The organism is Nostoc sp., from assembly GCF_036916575.1.
Taxonomy (GTDB): domain Bacteria; phylum Cyanobacteriota; class Cyanobacteriia; order Cyanobacteriales; family Nostocaceae; genus Nostoc.
Genome location: NZ_JBALGC010000117.1, coordinates 1 through 20,816 on the forward strand (window position 1 = coordinate 1; position 20,816 = coordinate 20,816).

Genomic DNA, 20,816 nt, shown 5'->3' on the forward strand with positions numbered 1-20,816 from the left:
TCTGCAGTGTCCAAGATGGTACTGGTAGCTACTTCTTGGGTAGCAATGGATAGATTAGATTGGCTCATGGTTCTTCCTCCTTAAAGTGCAAGATAGTGTAAGTGTTTCAACACTGAGAAAATGAGGGTTGCAGATGGATTTTGAGAAACCCTAACTGCTTGTTGATTGTGAGTTCACAGTGCTACTGCCCCCAGTGTTGCGATCTCTAGGAACGATGATGGTTACGAACTCATAAGACCTCCTCTGGTTGCTGGATTGTTTTCAATGCCCAAACGCTAATCCCGCACCCGAATCCATCTACTATTAATATGAGAATGGCTGTAACTTGAAAAAGCAGACCCCAACCTGTCAAGGAAACTTGAGACACATGATCGGGGCTAATTACGATGAAATGATTGTAGATTCCAAAAAGGAGCGATCCTGCTAATGAACTGAGCAACAGCCAACTACCAATGCGGTAGAACTGTGTCCAAAGTAAAACGCCTGCAATGATGGGAGTCAGAAAAATCACAATCCCCACAAACGAACTCTGAAGCACAGAGAGGGCAACAGGGATTTCCACATGTGCTAAACCATGTAGTCCATTAGCGATCGCATGAAGAACCGCGATCGTTGTTCCATATTGAGCAATTTTCATTTTTATTCTACCTCAAATGCACTTGTATAAGATGAGAGTTTCTTGATGGCAAGCAATAATCGCTACTTCAGCACTAAGCCAGAGGAATTCTTGAGCGATCGCTCGTCCAATCCCTTTTGTGCCTCCGGCGATCAGTGCCTTTTTACCTGTTAGTGTCGAGCGATCGTTCATTCTTCCTACTTTCAGATTTAGGCGATCTTATACCAATTGGTAATTCGTAATTACGGAAGTCTTACAGAATTTAGTTTTTAGGGTTTGAATCTGTTGCCGAATTTTAGAGAATTGGTATTAGAAGTTTCTTCACGTCTATATGCAAGCGAGTCACCTGGCAATTGCTTTATGTGCTTGCTTTGAAACGCTACGTGCTGCTTTAATTAAATCAGCTGCTTTTTCGCCAATCATTATTGTGGGCGCGTTCGTATGTCCCGTAATTAAAGTTGGCATGATTGAAGCATCAACGACACGCAACCCCTCAACTCCATATACCCGTAGTTCAGGGTCTACAACTGCCATAGAGTCAGTTCCCATTTTACAGGTGCCGATTGGATGAAACACCGTACCGCAAGTTTCGCGCACATATGCTTCAAGGGCTACATCGTCAGTTACATCAGCGCCTGGAGCAACTTCCCGACCACGAAATTCATCAAAAGCACTGGTCTGGAACAATTGGCGCATTAATTTAACTCCGGCAACGAGCTTTTGCACATCGGATTGACTTTGCAGATAGTTTAGTCGAATCACTGGTGTGTCTTTGGGATCGGGCGATAGCGAAGCGCTGCTGCCTTCGGCAGGACGCAAACTGATACTGCCAATGTTTTCAGGATGAACTAAAGCAATTAGACCCGTGAAGCCCAAACCAGAGTTAGCATAGCCAGGAGGTGCCCACATCAGCGGGCCAAAAATTAATTCTAAATCTGGCGCAGCCTCCTGATTGTTCTCGCTATGCAAAAACAATCCAACTTCAGCACAGCCATTGCTGGTCCTTGCCGTGTGTAAATCCTGAGTTGCTTCGTAGGGCACAGGAACGAGAATGTGGTCTTGCAGATTTTGACCCACACCGGGTAAATGAGCCACCACAGGAATTCCCATTGCTTGTAATTTTGCTGTATCTCCAACGCCAGAAAGCATTAGCAACTTGGGCGAGTCAAACGAACCTGCACTGACAATCACTTCCTGATTAACTCTGACCTGATGCAGCATTCCCTGACGCAAATATTCCACCCCAACGGCGCGAGTGCCTTCAAACAATAACCGAGTCACCAACGTACCCGTTTGCACCGTTAAGTTCGGACGATCCAAAATCGGCACGAGAAATGCCGCAGCAGCACTGTGCCGTTTCCCCTCTTTGACCGTCAACTGAATCGGCCCCACTCCTTCCTGCTTTATGCCATTGAAATCAGGGTTGTAATCGTATCCCAATGCCACGGCTGCATCAACAAATCGTTGGGAGATGGGAGCAGGGGACATAACATCAGTGACGCTCAATTCCCCATCTACTCCATGATATGCGTCAGATCCGCGTTGCTGGTGTTCAGATTTCTTGAAGTAGGGCAAGACATCCTGGTAACTCCAACCGGGATTCCCTAGTGACTGCCAGTGATCGTAATCGTGAGCATTGCCCCGGATATACACTAGGAAATTAATCGAACTGCTGCCCCCCAAAACTTTACCACGAGGACAAAAGATTTGGCGATTTTTGAGATACGGCTCTGGTTGGGAGAAGTATCCCCAGTCCACCTCGGTGCCAGGTAGGGTTGTGCAGTCCAACGGAATTTGAATCTCTGGTTTTGTATCTGGATTGCCCGCTTCGAGCAACAACACAGTCGTGTCAGGGTTTTCGGTCAGACGATTAGCAACCACGCAGCCTGCTGACCCAGCACCAATCACAATATAGTCATAGTAAGTCATGATGATTTATCCTTGTTAATTGTCTGTTGTTGTTTGCTTCTTGTTAAAATTGCTAACTAGCATTGGCATGAGCCACAGCATTTCCAACCAGCCATTCCAAAGGTCGCGGCTGAAAATTAAGTTCGCGTTTTGCCTTGGCGTTTGATGCGCCGCGCATTTGAGTACCGTAGTAAACAGCATCCGCACCACCTATTTCTAGAGCCTCTTGAACTGATATCTGGGGAGGTGGTGGCGCATTCAACCAACGAGCAAAAGCCAAGAGCCACTCGCGCACTTCTAAGGGGCGATCGTCCGTAATTAGGTAAATGCCGGGATTACCTCGCTCTGCTGCCGCAACTGTAGCGATCGCTGCATCCTCAACGTGTAACCATGACCATACACCTTCCCCATTCCCCACGATTGGGAATTGTTGCTGTCGTACTTGGTTTGCAACGTCGCCATCAAGAGCAAACCAAGTGCCAGGCCCGTAGAAGAAGCCATAGCGTAGGACAATCCCTTCTAGATTTGACGTTTTGAGGAGGCGATGCTCGATTTCGGTCACTGTATGTGCATCTGCTGCAACTGCGGGCGAAGCATCCAAGGATATCGGTGTTTCTTCGTCTGCTAATCCCGTACCAGGAACCCCCCAAAATGCGATCGACTGTCTCAGGTAACGGCGCACGCCTGCCGCCTGTGCTGCTGCCAGCACATTAGCACCCCCTTCTCGACGAATCCGAGTGTTCAAGGCTGCTGCTGCACTCATCGACTCGCCTGTGTAGGTTTTAGGCAGGGAGGTCAGTTGTTCAATCACCACTTCCGGCTGAACGCTGTTGATGGCAGCTTTGACAGCATCTGCATCGAACACATCTGCGATCGCAGGTTCCACACCTTGTTCGGCTATAGTTTGCGCGTTTTCTGAAGAACGGGTCAATCCAACTACATCATGACCTTTGGCAAGCAATTGCGCGATTAGCGGACGACCAATCACTCCCGTCGCCCCTGCGACAAAAATCTTCATCTGTGAACCTCCTGTTAAAACCTGTGAAACATTTTATAAATAAGACGAATTAAACCAACTTGTTAGGCTAATCTCAGTGCAGTTTTCATTGCATCAGTGTCGATGTAAACTTCTAATCGAACAATTTTTTCTTCCTTGACTGTCCAAATGTGAGCCAAGTTACAACTGAATGATTTCCCAGTTAGTTTTGCTACGCCACTCGTCTTGCCGATGGCAACAGTTTGCTCGCCCGCGTGAATGTAGTGAGATATCTCGACTGAAGAATCAATCAGTGGAAAAATCTTTGAGAAAAAAACTTTGATCTCATCAAAACCACGATACTGACCGCCCCAAGGAAGTTCTTCAGTTTGATAAAACTCGACATTAGGAGACATCAGGGAAAAATAATTAGAAATATCTTTTTCTCCTAAGTAAATGTAAGCTTTCTTGATTATTTCCAGAGAGTTCATTTGGTTCATTCAACCTCAAACAAAAACAGTTTTGAGATAGCTTGAGCAGTAGTCTTATACCAATTCACAATTCGCAATTCGCAATGACGCTCTCTACGAGACGCTGCGCGAACGCGGACTCGCTCTAAGCGAAGCTATGCCGTTGGCGAAGCCTCTCGAAGAGAAGGCTTTACGCTGCGCTAACGCAATTCAATAATTTAGATGCAGCAAGGCTTTGAGGGTTTACATTTGTTTCATTATTTTAGTGAATTGGTATTAGCAGATATCCCACGCCTATCAAATAGATTCAGAATTTCTAGCTGAGGTGTTGGCATAGCCATTTCCCTAGAGAATCGCAGCGAGTAGTCTCTGTGTATCCCATGCATCCCGATAGCGAACTCCGTTGACAAATAAGGCTGGTGTACTAATGACACCGCTTTGTATGCCACCTTGAATGTTTTGAATGACTCGTTCAGTATGAACATGGTCTGTCATATCCCGAAGGAATCGAGCAATGTCAAGCTGTATCTGATTGGCACACTCTAAAAGATAGCCGTCGTCAAGTGCGAATTGATTTGCAAATAAGAGATTGTGCATCTGCCAAAATTTATTTTGTGCGGCGGCGGCTTCTGCTGCTTCTGCTGCTTTTTGTGCTTGGGGATGAAGATGTATGCGCGGGAAATGGCGGAATACAAAGCACAATTGAATTTGTTGCTGAATCTCTTGAATCATCCTGTGAACCTCACTACAGGAAAGACATTGATAGTCACCGTATTCTACTAAAACGACTGATGCATTGATTGTTCCTTGGGTGCGATCGTGTTCTGAAATTGGTATGAGCAACCTGTCGCTATCGCTTGTCTGACTCATTGTTGTTTTATGCGGTCTGTGGATAGCATCTTAGCGATGAAAATGCTAGAAATAACAGTAAGAAATTGAATATCGTTTCTTGATTCTAAGAATATAAAAATTGACCCCACTTTGTCGCATCCCCTGCGGGGAGTTTTTGCACTAGCAACAGGGATAGGGATCAATTTACTCTTAGGGCTAGAAACAACCTATCCTCAAGAGCAGGTGATAATTCTGAATTTATTCATTTGAAGCTTTGGCTGAATTCTTAAAGCGTAATAATGCCACGCTTGAATGCAACAATCATCGCTTGAGTCCGATCGCTCACTCCCAGTTTGCTCAAAATATTTTTCACATGAAATTTGACTGTCCCTTCAGCGATCGCCAAGCCAGTACTAATCTCTAAATTACTCTTGCCTGTTGCCATCAGGCGCAGCACTTCTAACTCGCGATCGCTCAGTTCTGGACTCCGCATCCGCTCTGCTAGTTTTGCTCCCACGGCAGGGGGGATATACTGTTGTCCGTTGTGAACTGCCCGAATCGCTGTCAGTAGTTCGTCTGGTTCTGCATCTTTTAAGACATAGCCTTTTGCGCCTGCTCGCAGTCCCCGATAGATGTCTTCGTCACCATCGTAGGTTGTCAGGACAATAATCCGAGCATCTGCAAACTCAGCACAGATGGTAGCAATCGCGTCAACGCCACTCAGTTCAGGCATCCGCAAATCCATCAATGTAACATCGGGTTGATGTTGGCGGAACAATTCTACTGCTTCGTAACCGTTGCAGGCTTGCCCGACTACGGTCATATCCGGTTTATAATCGAGTACGGCTGTTAGACCCTCTCGCATAAATGGATGGTCATCGCCAATCAAGATGCGGATTGCAGAGGAGTCAGGTGTAGCGGTTAAGCGGTGCGTCATGGCGTTTGTACTCTCACTACAATTTCTGTACCTTGTCCAAGGTGACTCACAATCGTCAATTCTGCTCCAATACGTTGGGCGCGTTCGGTCATTCCGAGTAACCCAAAGCCCCGACCGATAGACAGACTGCTGCTTTCAAACCCTTGACCGTTGTCTTCGATCTGCAAGACGAACTGCGATCGCTCATACCGCAACTCAACGCAGATTTTGCTGGCATTTGCATACTTAAAAGCATTGGTTAACGCCTCTTGCCCGATGCGAAGCAGATTCACTTCGACTTCATTCGGTAAAGCATAGGGTTCGCCGATCGTGGTACAAACTACCCGAACGGGTGTAAGGTAAAACATCTGAGTCATGAATCGTTCAAGGGCGCTATACAAATCCCCTTCTTCTAATATCTGTGGGCGGAGTGCTTCTACCGAGCGGCGAGCATCGGCAAGCCCAGAACGCGCCAAAACACGCCCTGTTTTCAGGTGTGACTGGGCGGCATCTGGATCGAGCTTGAGGCGTTGGGAAGCGGCATCTAAGTGAACAATGATGCTAGTAAAAGCTTGGGCTAGTGTATCGTGGATTTCTCGCGCCATACGGTTGCGTTCTTCCAAAATTAATGCATCTTCTGCGCGTTTGCGTTCACGCAGTGCAGCGTTTCGCTGTTCGCTGATATCTGTAATCAGACCATAGTATCCTCTCACTTGAGCATTGAGATCGAAATCGGGGATGGAGGTGACAGCAATATACTTTTTGCCCAACGGCAAAGGGACTTCTGCCTCATAGGTTATAATCTGTCCTGCTAGCGCTCGATTGATGTACGGTTCAATAATTTGATAAGCTGCCTCACTTATGACTTCACGAACCTGCTTACCCAGAATTTCATCTCGACTACAGCCATACCATTCCTCATAAGTTCGATTGGCAAATCGATAGCGCCGATCTGTATCTACATAACAGATACAAGCGGGGAGAGCGTCGGTAATCAGTCGTAACTCCTGTTCTCGCGCGCGCAGTTCTGCTTCGCTTTTCTGTAAAGCTGCTGTCCTTTGAGCTACCTGTTGTTCTAAGGTACGATTATAATCGGCTAGCAATTGCTCTGCTTGTTTGCGTTCGGTGATGTCTTGAAAAGCTGAGATCGCATAAATCACATTGCCCTGTTCGTCGAATACTGGAGTTCCCCACCCTTCAACTGGAATGATTGCATTGTTTTGGCGAATTTCTAAATCGTCAATTCTCGTGCGATCGCCACTCAACGCCCGCATCACTGGCAAGTTCTCAATGGGATATGGTTGCTCTGTTCCCGCTAGATAAAGTTGATAAATTTCTGCAAGTTGCTCTGGTGTCGCACCAGGAATAATCCCTTTGCCCAATAGCTGAATTGCCTGTTGATTAGCGTAGCAAGGGCGACCCAGTGTATCCACGACTCCAATTCCTATCGGCACCGCTTCCAGAAATTGAGCCATCTGACTTTCGCTAGCGCGCAACTTGGAGTAGAGTTTGGCATTTTCAATGGCGATCGCTGCTTGGGTCGATAACAGATGCAAAACTTGCGATCGCTCTGGTGTAAATGCTCCAGTTGCTAGCTGATTTTCTAAATACAATACGCCGACAAGCTTACCTTGATTCAGCAGTGGCAAACAGAAGATTGATTGAGTTTGGTTGTGTTGAATATATGGCTCATTAATAAAATTACCTTCACGAGTGGCATCATTTAAAATGACAGATTCATGAGTCCGGAGCACATAATTAATAATCGATTCCGGAAGACAATTGTCTATTGGGATAGATTGCAGTACTCGCGTAGCACAGACGTTTTCATCATTATTGAGTACGCAAGCAGCCTCAATCGCCCATTCTCCTGAATTTTCCAAAATTAGAAATCCAGTTTGTGCGCCAGCGTTCTCAATTAAGATTTTCATTAAATAATTGAGCAATCGATCCAGTTCAATTTCACTCGAAATCGCTTGTGATGCTTTTAGTACTGCCGCTAAATCAAAAGCAATGGGCGAGCTGTTAGAAGTAGTTTTAGAAATCTTGGGAATTGTTTGAGAAGCCTTGTTTGACGACTGGGAAAAGAACTGCGGATAGCGAGTTTCCAAATCTCTAACCTTGGCAGTCGCTCCCCAACGCTCATAACAATAGTGAGCTTCCTTCATATAGGTTTGGGCAAATTTTTCTCTACCTCTGGCTAAATAATGTTTTGCAGCCAATTCATAAGCTAACGCCTCTTCTTGGATATATCTATTTTCTCTGGCTCCTTGAATAGCTTGTTCGTAAAATTCTTCTGCCTCAAATAACTGACCTAGAACTCGCGCCGTCTCTGCTTGCACCAACTGGTATTTATGCAAATGATTCATCGGCGCACGATCTGCCCATACCTGGAGTTTATTCTGGTTAACTGCAACTGCTTCCAGGATTTTTACTTGCGCTTGATCGCTGCTTGTAAAATAGGTTGCGAGTTGTGCCAGAGAACTATAAAAATAATACACAGAAACAGGAGGTGTGGATTCCACGTAGCGCACATACGGTGCCACTAAACTGGAGTTTTCAACTGCCTGGGAATACTCAGAAAATAAATAGCAAAGAAAAAGCTGGTAGCAATATAAGAAAAAGATTGAGGTGCCATTATTTTCTGTTTCATGTTGCCGCAATCTATTCTCTCGATTGTAAGCTTCACCGTTTAGACAGATAGGATTGGCTGAGCGTCCCATCAAGTTTAAGACAACCTGATGATGCATCTGAGTCCAAGTAAGTGCTGCTTCCTGTTTCAATTGACGGATGGCTTCACCGTACATGCTCATCTCACGTTCGAGTTCTACGAGTTCCTTGCCCACCCAGAGGCACAGTAAGCAGTAAACTTCAGCACAGTAGGCAGCAAACTCTAAATCTCCAGTTTCCAAACCACTGTGATAGCCTTCTATGAATGGCTGCAATGTTTCTCTGGAATGCTTTTTCCAGTGAGCGATGAATATGTTGACGCTCAGTAATGTCTTAGCTTTGAGTGGCTGAGTATTTGGCTGTGACAACTGTTTGAGAGCCAACTGCCCAAACTTGTAGCCAGACTCGATGTCTCCGACCGTCCGACAAAGAATGAATCCATACAGAGCGTACACAAAGGGAGACACTGGCACATTACTATATTGGATTGACAGGCTAACCTGTTTAGAAACAAATAGTGGCATTATATCAGGGGCGGCAAGATGAGCAGCAAGCGTTATTCTGGATAGGATTCGCATCGCCGCTAACTGGTTTGGCTCGGCTATTTTCGGTGAATGAACCCGCTCTTCACTTGACTTCTCATTGAAGAGTGATGCGATTGCGTCCAGTTCAAGCTGAATATCTGATTGGCTAGGCGTTTTAGGAATAGTGATCCCCAGTTGCGGCAAAACTTGCAATCCAGTATTTATCGCTTTTGACAACTGCTCCTGCGCGACATAGGTTTGAATTTTGACTTCGTAAACTTTTACGGTATCGAGAACTGTCTTAGCTTTTTGTAGTACAATCGATAACCAGTGTTCTACATCTTCAAAATCACCACATAAATAGGCGATTTCTGTTGTTTCTGTATATAAATCTAAAGTCAGGTCATAGTTGGTTTGCCAGCTAGAAGCTGCTAGCCAAACTCTTGCTGTAGCTAAATATTTTTTGGCGACATTATAAGCGATCGCTGCTTTTGCTTTTTCACCTGCGATTAAATTTAATCGCGCAATTTCATTGCGTTCGGATTGCTCGGTAATCAGCTCAATTCCATGATTGAGATGATCGACAATTTCAAATATTCGTTCTGATAGTTGCTCTGGCAAGGTTTTTGTCAACAGATTTTGCCCAATTTGTAAATGAACAACTTGTTTGTGCGCCTCATCAATTAAAGTATAGGCAGCTTGCTGTACGCGATCGTGCAGAAACTTATGTTCTTTGATTAACAAGTTTTCATCTAATTCAGATCGGGGTTGAATTAATCCATTTTGTATGGCTGCGAGTAAATCTGAAAAAACTAATTGAGGTGATTGCTCGCAAACAATCGATAAAACATCTAAATCAAATTCAGCCCCAATACAAGCCGCTAATCGGAGAATTTGCTGTGTGGACTCTGGTAGTTTCTTCAACTTGACTAGCATTAATTCCACAACATTATCGGTAATATTTTGGGCTTGGATTCGAGCAATGTTCCATTGCCAACTTAAGTCTTCTGTATCAAAGGTCAACAAATTTTCGCTATACAGCATTCTCAAAAATTCATTGACAAAAAAAGGATTGCCCTCAGTTTTACGTAGCACTAACTCAGCCAAAGAATGAACATTGTCAGGATTGTGATGTAGCGTCTCAGCAATTAACTGACTCAACGATTCCAGCGTTAAGGGTGTCAGGATAATTTTTTGAAAAACTACTCCTTGTTTTTGCAGTCTTTCTAGCATTAATACCAGTGGATGCGTTGAATTTACTTCATTATCTCGATATGCTCCAATTAAAAATAGAGATTGGATTTGCTCATCTAGCAGCATCAACTCGATTAACTTTAGCGTTGCTGAGTCTATCCACTGCAAATCATCTAGAAAAATTACTAGAGGATGTTCCTTGGAACAAAACACCCGCACAAACGATTGAAAAATTCGATTGAAGCGATTTTGAGCTTCAGTTGTGCCAACTTCTGGTGCAGGTGGCTGCTTGCCAATAATTAACTCAACTTCTGGGATGACATCAATAATGATTTGTCCGTTGTTTCCTAAAGCTGTAAGCAGACGCGATCGCCATTGCTGCACTTGCTCGTCTGACTCACCGAGTAGTTGCTGTATTAATTTTTGCAGAGCATCTGCGATCGCACTGTAGGGAATATTGCGCTGAAATTGATCGAACTTCCCAGAGATAAAATAGCCCCGCTTTTGGGTAATTGGTTTATAAATTTCCTGCACTAATGCTGATTTCCCAATTCCAGCATAGCCAGATACCAACATCATTTCGACTGGGAATGTTGAGTTGCTATTTTGTTCGCGTTCTGAAATATTTTCTACATAGTTTGGTGAAGCAGCAACGCGCTCAAAAGTCGCTATTAACATTGCAACTTCTTTGTCTCTTCCATAGAGTTTTTGAGGAATTTGAAACCGATCTCGAATATCTTGCAGACCCAGTTGAATCTTATCAATTTTACCAATTTCTATTAATTGCTCGGCACAAATCTCTAAATCCGCTTTGATTCCCCAAGCACTTTGATAGCGATCCTCGGCATTTTTGGCCATCAGTTTCATAATTATATTTGAAACTGCTTTGGGAATCGTTGCATTCAATTCATGAGGTGGAGGTGGCTGTTTAGCAATATGACAATGGACTAGTTCAAGGATGTCCGTTGTGGGAAACGGCAGTTGTCTGGTTAGCAGTTCGTAGAAAGTAACGCCCAGCGAATAGAAATCAGTGCGGTAATCGAGCAAACGATTCATTCTCCCAGTTTGTTCTGGAGACAGGTAGGGGAGGGTTCCTTCTAAAGCATAGTGGCTTTTGAAAGTTGGATTCGTGCGGTTAAAGCGGGTGGCAATCCCAAAGTCAATGATTTTTACAACACCAGTATGTAGATTGAGGACAATGTTGCCGGGGTTGATGTCCTTATGAATCACATTAGCTGCATGGATTCTGCCCAAAATGTCTGTCAGGTCAATGGCAAGCCGGAGGAAAGTAGATAAGGGCATGGGAGAGAAAGTCTCTGGACACTTGTGCATCCATTGTTCTAAAGACTCTCCACCAAAGTCTTCTAATAAAATTACAAGTGTGCGTTGATATTCCTGCTGGCTGTATGCCTTGATGACTCCTTGCAGGTTGAGGGAGCAGGTAATTTCATATTCTTGTTTGTAGCGAGTCAGTTCTTGGGTAGAGGGATAATCAAGTTTGAGCATCTTGACGATGAGCGATCGATTATCTTGCACTCTGATCCCCCGATACACCACAGATGCCGAACTCTCATAGATTTTGCTTTGGATGGCAACTCCAGGTAGGGCAATCATTGCGATCTCTTTCGATGATTATCATGAGCGACATCGCTAATTATACAGTTTGTCAGTACAATACCTTCGCCAAAAAAAGAGTATGAAGAGATCGGGCTGATGTAGTAGAGTTATTGTCTCTCACAACGACAACTCAAAAACTACTCTTCAGCCCATGCCTGATATCCTATCACTGTAGATGATGCCTGCTACCGCAGTATTTGTAATTTCATGGTTAATGTTATTGCTGGTTTAATTGCTTATACATACCAAGAGAAAAAACCTTCATTAAATCTAACGATAGAAGATTTAGATTCACTACAAGAGGCAGATTTTTTCCTAATCAAACTTTGGCGCTTGCTATCATTTAACCCACCCATACAACTCGGTTTCTGCCTGAATTAGAGACGTTTTTTTACGTCGAACTCAGGTCTACTAAGCCAATAAAGCAGCATTGAATCGGATGCCGTAGTTCAGCCAGTGCTTCATTCCTGAACCAGAACCATTTAGCGAGATAGAACACCAGCAACACCACTCAAACGACATCCATGACAGTTTAAGGTCATAAACAATTTGTCAATAAGTAATAGTGCTTAAAATTTTCTAAAAAACGGGGGTAAAAAACACAATTTTTGGGCTAGCGATGCCTACGGCTGGGTACGCCTACGCCTTATCAAAAAAAGTGCCACTCATTCTTAGGCTCTATCCCCCGTACAATATTCAATTTGATACTCACCTGTGACTTAATTTACAGCGTTACTACTATTGACAAAATTGGTTTAATCTTAGAATTTCACAATACCCAAACGATCGCAGCACTGAGCATAATCAATTCACCAATCCGAGAACAATACCAAAAAACGATGCCGGAATCGGTTGATGATCAATTTTCATAATGGCTTTTCCTTGCAGAGATGGTTGAACTTATCGTCCAAGATCGGGGATCTTGAACGTAACTGTTTCGCTGGTGATGACTTTGTGTGTGGGGTCGGCTAGTTCGATCAACACCTTGTGCAAACCAGGTTCCAGTCCGACCAGAATAATCGTTTCGCCACTGGCATCAACAAAGTGCCACGGCGCATCATCGACAGTGATGTGGATATGCCCAATGCGCGGCGATACGTCGAGGGCACCTTTGCCAAACACTGGTAACACACGCAAATTCTCCGTCCGGTACTGGATGAAGACGCGTCCCTGTGCTAGCGGTTCGGGAAGCGGTGGATCGACAATCAGCTTGGGTGGTGCTTCGTTTTCGATCGCAATCAACGGTGATGGTCCGATAATGTCCTTAGCGCTCGGTGTGTGGGTGTTCATAGCAGGTAAGTACCTGAGAGTAGTTTATACAACGATCCATTTGAAGGTGAAGCGGCGCAGAGTTATCGCTCCAGAAAAGCCATTAACGTTTCTTTGATGCGAGTTCCCAGACCGCAGTTGCGAATGCTTTAGGATCTTCCTGGGGCAGGTTATGACCGACGTTTGGAATGACCCGATGCTGACGTTCGCCGCTAAACTTTGCTGCCGTCGATTTCCCATCAGTTGCTGGCACAACACCATCTGCGTCCCCGTCTAGCGTGATTGTCGGCACCGTAATGGTCGGTTGCGCGGCAAGTCGCTGCTCAAGCTCCTCATACATGGGATAGCCGACAGCAAGTCCAAGGCGATGGCGGTAGGAATGAATGACGACCTCCACATAATCGGGGTTGTCGAAGGCGCTGGCGTATTGATCAAGCGTTGCTTCGTCAAAGTGCCAGGAGGGCGAATTGCGAGTCCAGAGAATCCTCGCAATCTCACGTCTGTTAGCCGTCAGTCCAGCGCGTCCGCGCTCGGTCTGGAAATAGTATTGGTACCAGATCCCGGATTCGATGGCGGGTGAAAGTGGTAGCCCTGCCTTGGCAATGTCCTGGATCAGGTAGCTGTTGACGGACACCAGACCTGTGCATCGTTCAGGCCAGAGAGCCGCAACAACGCAAGCGGCTCGCCCACCCCAGTCATAGCCAGCAAGCACAGCACGGTTTAGCTGCAATGCATCCATCAAGGCGATCGCATCGACACCGATCGCGGCTTGCTGCCCGGAGCGTGGTGTTTCGCTGTCGAGAAAACGGGTTGATCCATGTCCCCGCAGGTAGGGAACAATCACCCGACATCCACGTGTAGCAAGCATTGGTGCAACGTCAATGTAGCTATCGATGGAATACGGGAACCCATGCAGCAGCAATACCGGAGATCCATCGCTCGGTCCTGCTTCATAGTAACCGATGTCGAGGACACCCGCCTTGATCTGCTTGATCGGAGTAAACCTAAATTCAGATCGTTTGGGCTTGTCGAAGCTTGCGTGTGCGGTACCCATAAGTGCCATTTCTGTGAGAATGCTTGCTGCCGCCGTTAAGAGAAAGCGGCGGCGGTTGTGTTTAATTGCTTTGAGCATAAGGTTGACTCTTTGGATTGATGAGGCGATTGCACAAAGCGCAGTGCCAAATGCAAGCGCCGAGCATATTCCCCTCAGTTCGCAATCAGTTGGCAAGAATAAGATGTGGTGAATGGATTATACCGCTACAACAACATTGTTGCTACAACGTTGTCTGTAGACAGAACGGCGTTGGCAACATAGCCAAAGTTGATCAGTGCTGCCTTATAGCCATCACCGAGATCCGGATGGCGCGGGGCAGCCGTTGCATCTTTGACGATAAGGACCTCAAATCCCTGTTCGATCAGATCGCGCAGGTGAGCTTCAACACAGAGATTTGCCAACATTCCGAGCAAAATGACTTTGCTCAGGTTGCGCTTACGCAGTTGCAAAACGAGATCATTGCTTTGCGGTCCATAGACTTTATGGGGGCTGACCACGATCGTTTTGCCATCCTCAATAAAAGGCTTGTAGCGATCGAGCCAGTCGGCGCCCGATCCTAAAAAACCATCCAGGCTTAAGGGTCCACTGCGAACAAATTCCTTTACCCCAAGCATCATCTGCTCTAGGGTTCCGGCAAATTTCCAATTGTAGTCCGTGGGATAGTAATAGTGGGGAGAGATGAACACCTCAAAGTTCCCCTGCTTTGCGGCTTTGAAAACTCGCTCAATGTTCTCGACGGTCTTATTGTCCTTAACACTCTCACCAACCAAATCCCAGGAAACCCCTTTTTCACTTAAAACGTCATTTTGCGGATCGATAACGACCACTGCGGTGTCATTTTTGTTGATGTTCATGTCTCTTTTAATGTGTTCATTTGTTTTTCTCTGTTCTGGTGTTCGCAAGTCCCTCGCCCATCTTGGGAGAAAGATTTAGGGTGAGGATGAATGTAATCACAGCAATTGCCAGGTTAATATTTGACAAGAATGGGGTGTAGTTGTGGCGTGATATCTTGCTTTTTCTGACTTACCCAACGAAGATTGAATAAATCAGACCAGCCTCAAGCCCGCGATACCAAAACCTGCAAGAACGAGGATTCATTGCAACTGGCGGTTAAGGAAGCGATGCCTGCGGCGGTAAACTACGCATCCTATTGCAGATGTTTCTTCAATTCAGCAGCAGCTTGAACAAACAGAGAACGGGTTTCTGGCAACTCGGCTAAACCATTGAGTAGTCCGAAGTCATGAATCATGCCGTTGTATTGCACCGTTGTCACCTCCACCCCAGCTTCATCGAGCTTGCGCCCATAGGCTGTGCCTTCGTCATGCAAAATATCGCTCTCCGCAACCACAAGTAACGCTGGAGGCAAACCTTTGAGTTGCTCAACCGTCGCCTGTAGGGGAGAGGCATAGATGTCTTTGCGCTTTTCTGGATCAGCGATGTACATGTCATACATCCACTTCATGGTTGGTGTACTCAAGTACCGTTTGTCGCCAAATTGGTGGTAAGAATTCGTTTCAAAATTAGCATCGACTATCGGCCACATCATGATGTGTAACTTGATGTGTGGTCCTCCTTTGTCTTTCGCCTGCAAAGCAGTAACTGCTGTCATATTGCCGCCGACACTGTTGCCGACGACTGCCAGATTTTTGCCATCCACGCCAATCTCCTCACCATGCTCGGCAACCCATTTGGTCGCGGCATAAATCTCATTGATCGCCTGTGGGTACTGAGCATCTGGCGTGCGCGTGTAGTTGACAAAGACCCCTGCAAACCCTGAAAGCACAACCAGATCACGCACCATGCGCTTGTGTGTTGGGTAATCACCCAACACCCAACCACCGCCATGAATAAAGATGAAAACAGGCAATGTGCCTTTATCCCCTTCAGGACGCACGATGTTGAGTGTAATCGAATAACCGTCAGCGGTAATCGTTTTCTCAGATTCCTCAATGCCCGAAAGATCGACTTCAACAGAAGCTTGGGCATCCACGAGTACTTGACGCGCTTCGAGTGGAGTGAGTGTCTCTAGAGCCTCCTCCCCTGGTGAGTTCAGCTCCTTCAAAAATGCCTTCACTTCTCTGGAAAGACGGGGATCATCTGCAACTTCCAGAATTTTTGCTGCTTGCGAATTTGCTTGAGAAACCATGACATTCTCCTTTAATGAATTGTAAACAATCTGTTGAGATGGCACTGTTAAGTTAATTGATTTAACACTGCTGCTTTATTAAGTAGTAATTGTAGAATGACAATTACTTTTTACCGACTCTAGCTTCTACAGGTAGAAATCCACCTGCCTGTATTTTCCATAACCTGTAGTAAGCACCGCTGGGTGCCAGTAGTGAGGAAAAACATCTTGAAAAGGTTGCCAACCTAGCAAGTCGCTGCCTCGATCGGTTATTTCCATACCGCAGCAGCATAGAGCGAGTTCTCAAAATCAGGGGCGATATCGCCTGTCATACGTGCCTCATGATGCGCCCAGTCCTCAAAGAACAAGTCGTGACTGATGCACGATACTATTGCAGGTATGTCGCGGCGGATGCTAAATATGTCACCAACAGGCAAGCCAAAGCTGACAAAACCAGCAGGATTAAATACGTGAATGTTTTTTAGATAAGGAGCAGTACCAGGTACTTTTTCTAGGTATTCGCGGGCGTTACCAAAGTAAGGGTGCGTTCCCAAATAGTCGTCGCGCAGGTTTTCTGGTGGCTCGTAGCGATCGCGCCAGAGGGCAATGTGCTGGGCAAAGTCGGCTAGTTCGGGACGCTTTGTTGGGTCAACGAAGTAACCAGTACCAGCGATCGCAAAATCAAACTCGAAAACATCATCATTCACTTGGGTGACAATGCGATCGCCCATTTCCCGTGCCGATCTCCAAGGTGCAGATAGGTGTAAGTGAAAGTTCGGGAAGGCGATCGCTCGCTCAATCGAGTTCCGTGATGGTGTGGAGCCTACTTGACGAAAGCGCCAAGCTTGGAACCAGCGGACTGCATCGGGTAGTTGGGGATAGTTACAGTAAGCACCAGGGTAGTCCCGTTCCCGAATTATTGGTAGAGACGGAATCGCCGACCGCCGTACAAACAAATGTACTGCCTGAGCTCCCGATTCCAGCGCCACTCCTGCTGCATCGAAAGCTGAAGCCGCTGCACCCAGCACCGCCACAGTTTTACCGCGCAGTGCTTCAAAATCGATGGCATCGGCGGTATGTGCGTACAGCCTACGTGGTAAGTCAGCCAGTATTGGAGGTATGTATGGACCACCAGTGCCAGCCACGCCATTGGCGAAGATAATTTTGCGCGTAGTCTCTACCTGTGGGACACCGTTTACCTCAAGGTGTAGGCGGAAGAAACCTGCGGCTGGCTCAATCCGCACCAACTTCGTCCGGTAACGAACCTGGATACTGAGGAATTGCCGATACCAACTGAGGTACTCAGCCCAAGTCACTCGCCCTATGCGATCAATCGCCGCGTAGGCTTCCGTACCGTGCCGCGCTTCGTACCAGGCTTGAAAGGATAATTCTGGGATGCCTAGTTCTGGACCAGGCACATTTTTGGGCGTGCGGAGCTTTTCCATCCGCGCTCGCGTCAGCCACACGCCTGCATGAGCCTCGTCATCGGCTGCATCGATCACCGTCACGCGACCGATCCCAGCACGCCGTAGCGCAAATACAAAGGTGCTACCGCTGCCGCTGCCACCTATTATAGTGACATTGTGATCAATCCCAGGGCGATCAGGCACCCAGTTTTCGGGATCGGGACCGAGCAGGCGTAGTGTCTCGCGGGCAGTAAAATTGAAATCGGTCGTTGTTGTCATGTTGATCTCCTGATATCTCATCGCGATCAATGGAAAAATCAAAATAGCAGACAATTAAGCTGTCACTAGATTCTTGTTCGCGGGTTTGGATTCGCTAGAGCATTTTCGGGTGTCCTATTCTGCCAAAAACGGATTACAGTCGTGATGTAAGAAATTGATCGATATAGTTTGCGATCGCATCCCCATCCTCTTCCAGGGCAAAATGTCCGGTATCGAGTAGATGGAACTCAACGTCTTTCAAGTCACGCTGGTAGGGATAAGCACCGTCAGCAGGAAAGATGTAGTCGTTCTTGCCCCAAACAATCAGGGTAGGGGGTTGATATTGACGAAAATACTCCTGCCATTGGGGATAGAGCGGTGGATTCGTACCATAGCTATACAGCAGTGCCAGTTGAATCTCACCGTTGCCGGGGCGATCAAGGAAATGTTGATCGATAGTCCAAGTATCGGGGCTGATCGCTTCTAGATTGCGAACACCATTGGTATATTGCCACTTCGTCGCTTCCAGGGTGACAAGATATTTGAGCTTTTGGGCATTCTCAGGCGATCGCTCTTGCCAGTATGCCTTAATTGGTTCCCAGAATTCGCGCAGACCTTCTTCGTAAGCATTGCCATTTTGAACGATCAGAGATTGCACGCGCTCTGGATATTTAGCGGCAATCCGATAGCCAATCGGTGCACCATAATCCATCACATAGAGGCTGTACTTTTTGAGATCGATTGCAGTAATGAATTTCTCCACAATCTCAGCCAAATTATCAAACGTGTAATCAAACTCATTTACACTTGGCGTGGAACTGTTACCGTAGCCAGGATAATCAGGTGCAACGAGATGGAATTTATCAGCGAGGGCTGGTATGAGATTGCGGAACATATGAGAAGAAGTTGGAAAGCCGTGCAATAGTAGAATCGTCGGATTATCGCGAGAACCAGCTTCACGGTAGAAGATGTCTAAACCATCGATTGAAACTGTGCGATATGTAGTCATGGGATTACTCCTTGTAAGTGTATAAAAGTGATATGATCGCGTTTTACGACAGGTCGATCTATCTCACATCCTGACGACGGATCTGCTCCTGAAAGTAGTCCCGCCAGCTTTCGGGTAACGCTTCCATTTGAGCTGCACGATGCAGTAACCCTGGATTATTTTGCTCGCGAACATAAAGCTGAGTGATATCAGCAACTGTGATATTGTTGGTATCTCGACTCATCAACTCTAAAGTGTCTCCGACTCCAACTTCGCCCTCTTGCAAAACCCGAAAGTAAAATCCGGTGCGACGACTGGTGAGAAATCGTTTCACTATATCCGATCGCCCAAAGCGAATCCCTAGTTTGTAGCAGGGTAAGCGCGGTTGAGTCACCATTAGTTCCACACTGCCGATTTTGAAGCAAGAGCGCTATCGCGCACACTTCGTGAACGCCAATGTTCAGCTCTTCTTCTTTCAATCCTGTGACTGTGAAATTTTCACCAAAGATCCCAAATGTTAATTCTGTGTCAGGCAATTCGCTTCGCCAGTAGTCATAATGCTCAAAAGGATAGACATATACGGCTTTGTCAACTCCACCATGAACGGTGAGATCTGCTTGTTGATCGCCATCTAAATTGAGTTCACGCACCATCACTCTCGAATTGACCAGCTCTTTAAAAATTCCAGTGCTAACTGTTTTTCCTTTCCAGGTCACTTCACGCGGAAGTCCTACGTTGACAGAGATAAGTTTCATCTTTAGCTCCAAAATTTTGGATTGTATTCAATTACGGCAGCCAACATGGAACATCGAAAAAATGAATGAGTTGTTTATTGGAGTGCTTGATTGATTAAAGGTTTAATGACTGCGATGTTTTTGACCAACTCATCAAAGAGAGAGAACCGCTGTTTTAAGTAATCAGGATCGTTGTAACTCAGCCACATCTTGCCGTCAACCGCTTCCCATGCCAGTACTTTCAGGGGTAAATCCAGAGCGATCATCGGTTCTGCCACCATGAGCGGTGTTCCGGCTTCAGGGTTGCCAAATAACAATAATTGTGTTGGACATAGGCTGAGTCCAACTTTTTTGGCTTCAGCTCGTTGATCGATGCGGGCAAAAATGGTGATGCCTTTTGCCTGAAGGATAGCTTCTATAGCGTTTCCTAGTCTACTGAGGTACTGTAACAGCAGTGGGTAAACCAACCGTGAGTATCATCTAGAGATATCAGTGAAAACGCTTATTCTATTGCTTTGGCTAAGTCAGGATAATTTCTAGCACCGATGGAACGCAGCAAGCTTTTAATCTTCGACCAACAGTTTTCCATCGCAGAGAAATCAGGAGAATAGGGTGGAAGATAAACCAGTTTTGCGTCTGCTGCTGTAATCAAGTCTGCAATCTCTCGTCCTCAAACCGTTGCTGACGCTCTTTGGAGAGACCTTCACCAACCTTGACAGGCTGCACGGAACAGAAAAGCGCTGGTCCAACAGGTTTCGTACTAGGCTCATAGATTGCTTCTCCGGTCTTGATTTGATAAATCTCGTGGTAAAAAGCTACTCCCTTGCCGGTGTTCTCTACCAGCCAGTTCCACCAGCGTGAGTGAGGTAGCTGGCGTGCCCAATGACCCAAATCGTTGTAAGAACGCCAGTATTGCATGAGCAACCGCCCTTCAGGTGTAGTTATCGGACGATTAAGGAACAGTCCTTCGGCTTTTGCTGTCTCCAAAGCTGGAAACATTTCCTCTTGAATACCACTATCCTCGTAGAGACGTTGCCCTGCTTCAGTGTAAAACTGAACGCCAAAGAATGCCAGGCATAAGTTTGGGTGTTCCCAGAGTGCAGCAATGTATGCACTATCGGCTGGTGGTTTGGTCAGAGGAATACCACTATTATGTTCTTCTATTGGCATAAGATTGCCTCCTGTTTTGTTACAAAAACCAAAAGTTTATCTATTGCTGGTGCATAATCTCAACTAGAGCGCTTCCTGTGCTGGTGAGGT

Annotated in this window: 19 protein-coding genes and 1 pseudogene; 1 reads left to right on the forward strand and 19 read right to left on the reverse strand. The window is 46.1% G+C overall.

The features are described from left to right. Window positions 1–229 precede the first annotated feature (229 nt). The 8 genes from V7L29_RS26435 to V7L29_RS26470 all read right to left on the reverse strand — a co-directional run bounded on the left by V7L29_RS26435 (window position 230) and on the right by V7L29_RS26470 (window position 11,719). Window positions 230–637: a hypothetical protein gene (locus V7L29_RS26435; RefSeq protein ID WP_334689289.1), complete on the reverse strand. Its 408-nt coding sequence runs from the start codon at window positions 635–637 to the stop codon at window positions 230–232. A gap of 12 nt (window positions 638–649) precedes the next feature. After that, window positions 650–808 (reverse strand): hypothetical protein, encoded by a 159-nt coding sequence (locus V7L29_RS26440; RefSeq protein WP_334689288.1) that lies wholly within the window; start codon window positions 806–808, stop codon window positions 650–652. 150 nt (window positions 809–958) lie between these two features. Continuing rightward, window positions 959–2,545 carry a GMC family oxidoreductase gene (locus V7L29_RS26445; RefSeq protein WP_334737303.1) on the reverse strand — a complete coding sequence of 529 codons (1,587 nt, stop codon included), beginning with the start codon at window positions 2,543–2,545 and terminating at the stop codon, window positions 959–961. Window positions 2,546–2,597: 52 nt separating this feature from the next. Beyond that, entirely contained in the window at window positions 2,598–3,542 is a 945-nt protein-coding gene (locus tag V7L29_RS26450) for an NAD-dependent epimerase/dehydratase family protein (protein WP_334737304.1), read from the reverse strand. Window positions 3,543–3,604: 62 nt separating this feature from the next. Continuing rightward, window positions 3,605–4,000 carry a nuclear transport factor 2 family protein gene (locus V7L29_RS26455; protein ID WP_334689285.1) on the reverse strand — a complete coding sequence of 132 codons (396 nt, stop codon included), beginning with the start codon at window positions 3,998–4,000 and terminating at the stop codon, window positions 3,605–3,607. A 315-nt stretch (window positions 4,001–4,315) separates the two neighbouring features. Continuing rightward, the gene (locus tag V7L29_RS26460) at window positions 4,316–4,840 is read right to left on the reverse strand and encodes a DsbA family protein (protein WP_334737305.1); all 525 of its coding nucleotides are present in this window, start codon (window positions 4,838–4,840) and stop codon (window positions 4,316–4,318) included. A 247-nt stretch (window positions 4,841–5,087) separates the two neighbouring features. Beyond that, window positions 5,088–5,738 (reverse strand): response regulator transcription factor, encoded by a 651-nt coding sequence (locus V7L29_RS26465; protein WP_334689283.1) that lies wholly within the window; start codon window positions 5,736–5,738, stop codon window positions 5,088–5,090. Beyond that, window positions 5,735–11,719: an AAA family ATPase gene (locus V7L29_RS26470; RefSeq protein WP_334737306.1), complete on the reverse strand. Its 5,985-nt coding sequence runs from the start codon at window positions 11,717–11,719 to the stop codon at window positions 5,735–5,737. The genes V7L29_RS26465 and V7L29_RS26470 overlap by 4 nt, the downstream gene beginning before the upstream one ends. 210 nt (window positions 11,720–11,929) lie before the next feature. Between V7L29_RS26470 and V7L29_RS26475 the strand changes: the two genes are divergently transcribed. After that, window positions 11,930–12,103, forward strand: coding sequence for a hypothetical protein (locus V7L29_RS26475; RefSeq protein ID WP_334737307.1), 174 nt, complete (start codon window positions 11,930–11,932; stop codon window positions 12,101–12,103). A gap of 519 nt (window positions 12,104–12,622) precedes the next feature. Here the strand turns inward: V7L29_RS26475 and V7L29_RS26480 are convergent. From V7L29_RS26480 to V7L29_RS26530, 11 genes and pseudogenes are all read right to left on the reverse strand, one after another. Further along, window positions 12,623–13,012, reverse strand: a complete 390-nt coding sequence (locus tag V7L29_RS26480) for a DUF6130 family protein (protein WP_334737308.1) — start codon at window positions 13,010–13,012, stop codon at window positions 12,623–12,625. An 82-nt stretch (window positions 13,013–13,094) separates the two neighbouring features. Continuing rightward, window positions 13,095–14,123: an alpha/beta fold hydrolase gene (locus tag V7L29_RS26485; protein WP_334691593.1), complete on the reverse strand. Its 1,029-nt coding sequence runs from the start codon at window positions 14,121–14,123 to the stop codon at window positions 13,095–13,097. 125 nt (window positions 14,124–14,248) lie between these two features. Then, window positions 14,249–14,899: a cysteine hydrolase gene (locus tag V7L29_RS26490; RefSeq protein ID WP_334691592.1), complete on the reverse strand. Its 651-nt coding sequence runs from the start codon at window positions 14,897–14,899 to the stop codon at window positions 14,249–14,251. A gap of 293 nt (window positions 14,900–15,192) precedes the next feature. Beyond that, window positions 15,193–16,191, reverse strand: a complete 999-nt coding sequence (locus V7L29_RS26495; protein WP_334737309.1) for an alpha/beta hydrolase — start codon at window positions 16,189–16,191, stop codon at window positions 15,193–15,195. 248 nt (window positions 16,192–16,439) lie between these two features. Continuing rightward, window positions 16,440–17,855 carry an NAD(P)/FAD-dependent oxidoreductase gene (locus V7L29_RS26500; protein WP_334737310.1) on the reverse strand — a complete coding sequence of 472 codons (1,416 nt, stop codon included), beginning with the start codon at window positions 17,853–17,855 and terminating at the stop codon, window positions 16,440–16,442. 133 nt (window positions 17,856–17,988) lie between these two features. Continuing rightward, window positions 17,989–18,843, reverse strand: a complete 855-nt coding sequence (locus V7L29_RS26505) for an alpha/beta fold hydrolase (protein ID WP_334737311.1) — start codon at window positions 18,841–18,843, stop codon at window positions 17,989–17,991. Window positions 18,844–18,901: 58 nt separating this feature from the next. Further along, window positions 18,902–19,219, reverse strand: coding sequence for an MOSC domain-containing protein (locus tag V7L29_RS26510; protein WP_334737312.1), 318 nt, complete (start codon window positions 19,217–19,219; stop codon window positions 18,902–18,904). A 115-nt stretch (window positions 19,220–19,334) separates the two neighbouring features. After that, a pseudogene (locus V7L29_RS26515) lies at window positions 19,335–19,577 on the reverse strand (MOSC domain-containing protein); the annotation flags it as partial. A 74-nt stretch (window positions 19,578–19,651) separates the two neighbouring features. Beyond that, window positions 19,652–20,023: a DUF302 domain-containing protein gene (locus V7L29_RS26520; RefSeq protein WP_334737313.1), complete on the reverse strand. Its 372-nt coding sequence runs from the start codon at window positions 20,021–20,023 to the stop codon at window positions 19,652–19,654. A gap of 35 nt (window positions 20,024–20,058) precedes the next feature. Next, window positions 20,059–20,208, reverse strand: a complete 150-nt coding sequence (locus V7L29_RS26525; RefSeq protein ID WP_442944268.1) for a transposase — start codon at window positions 20,206–20,208, stop codon at window positions 20,059–20,061. Then, the gene (locus V7L29_RS26530) at window positions 20,205–20,726 is read right to left on the reverse strand and encodes a monooxygenase family protein (RefSeq protein ID WP_334691583.1); all 522 of its coding nucleotides are present in this window, start codon (window positions 20,724–20,726) and stop codon (window positions 20,205–20,207) included. The genes V7L29_RS26525 and V7L29_RS26530 overlap by 4 nt, the downstream gene beginning before the upstream one ends. Window positions 20,727–20,816 lie beyond the last annotated feature (90 nt).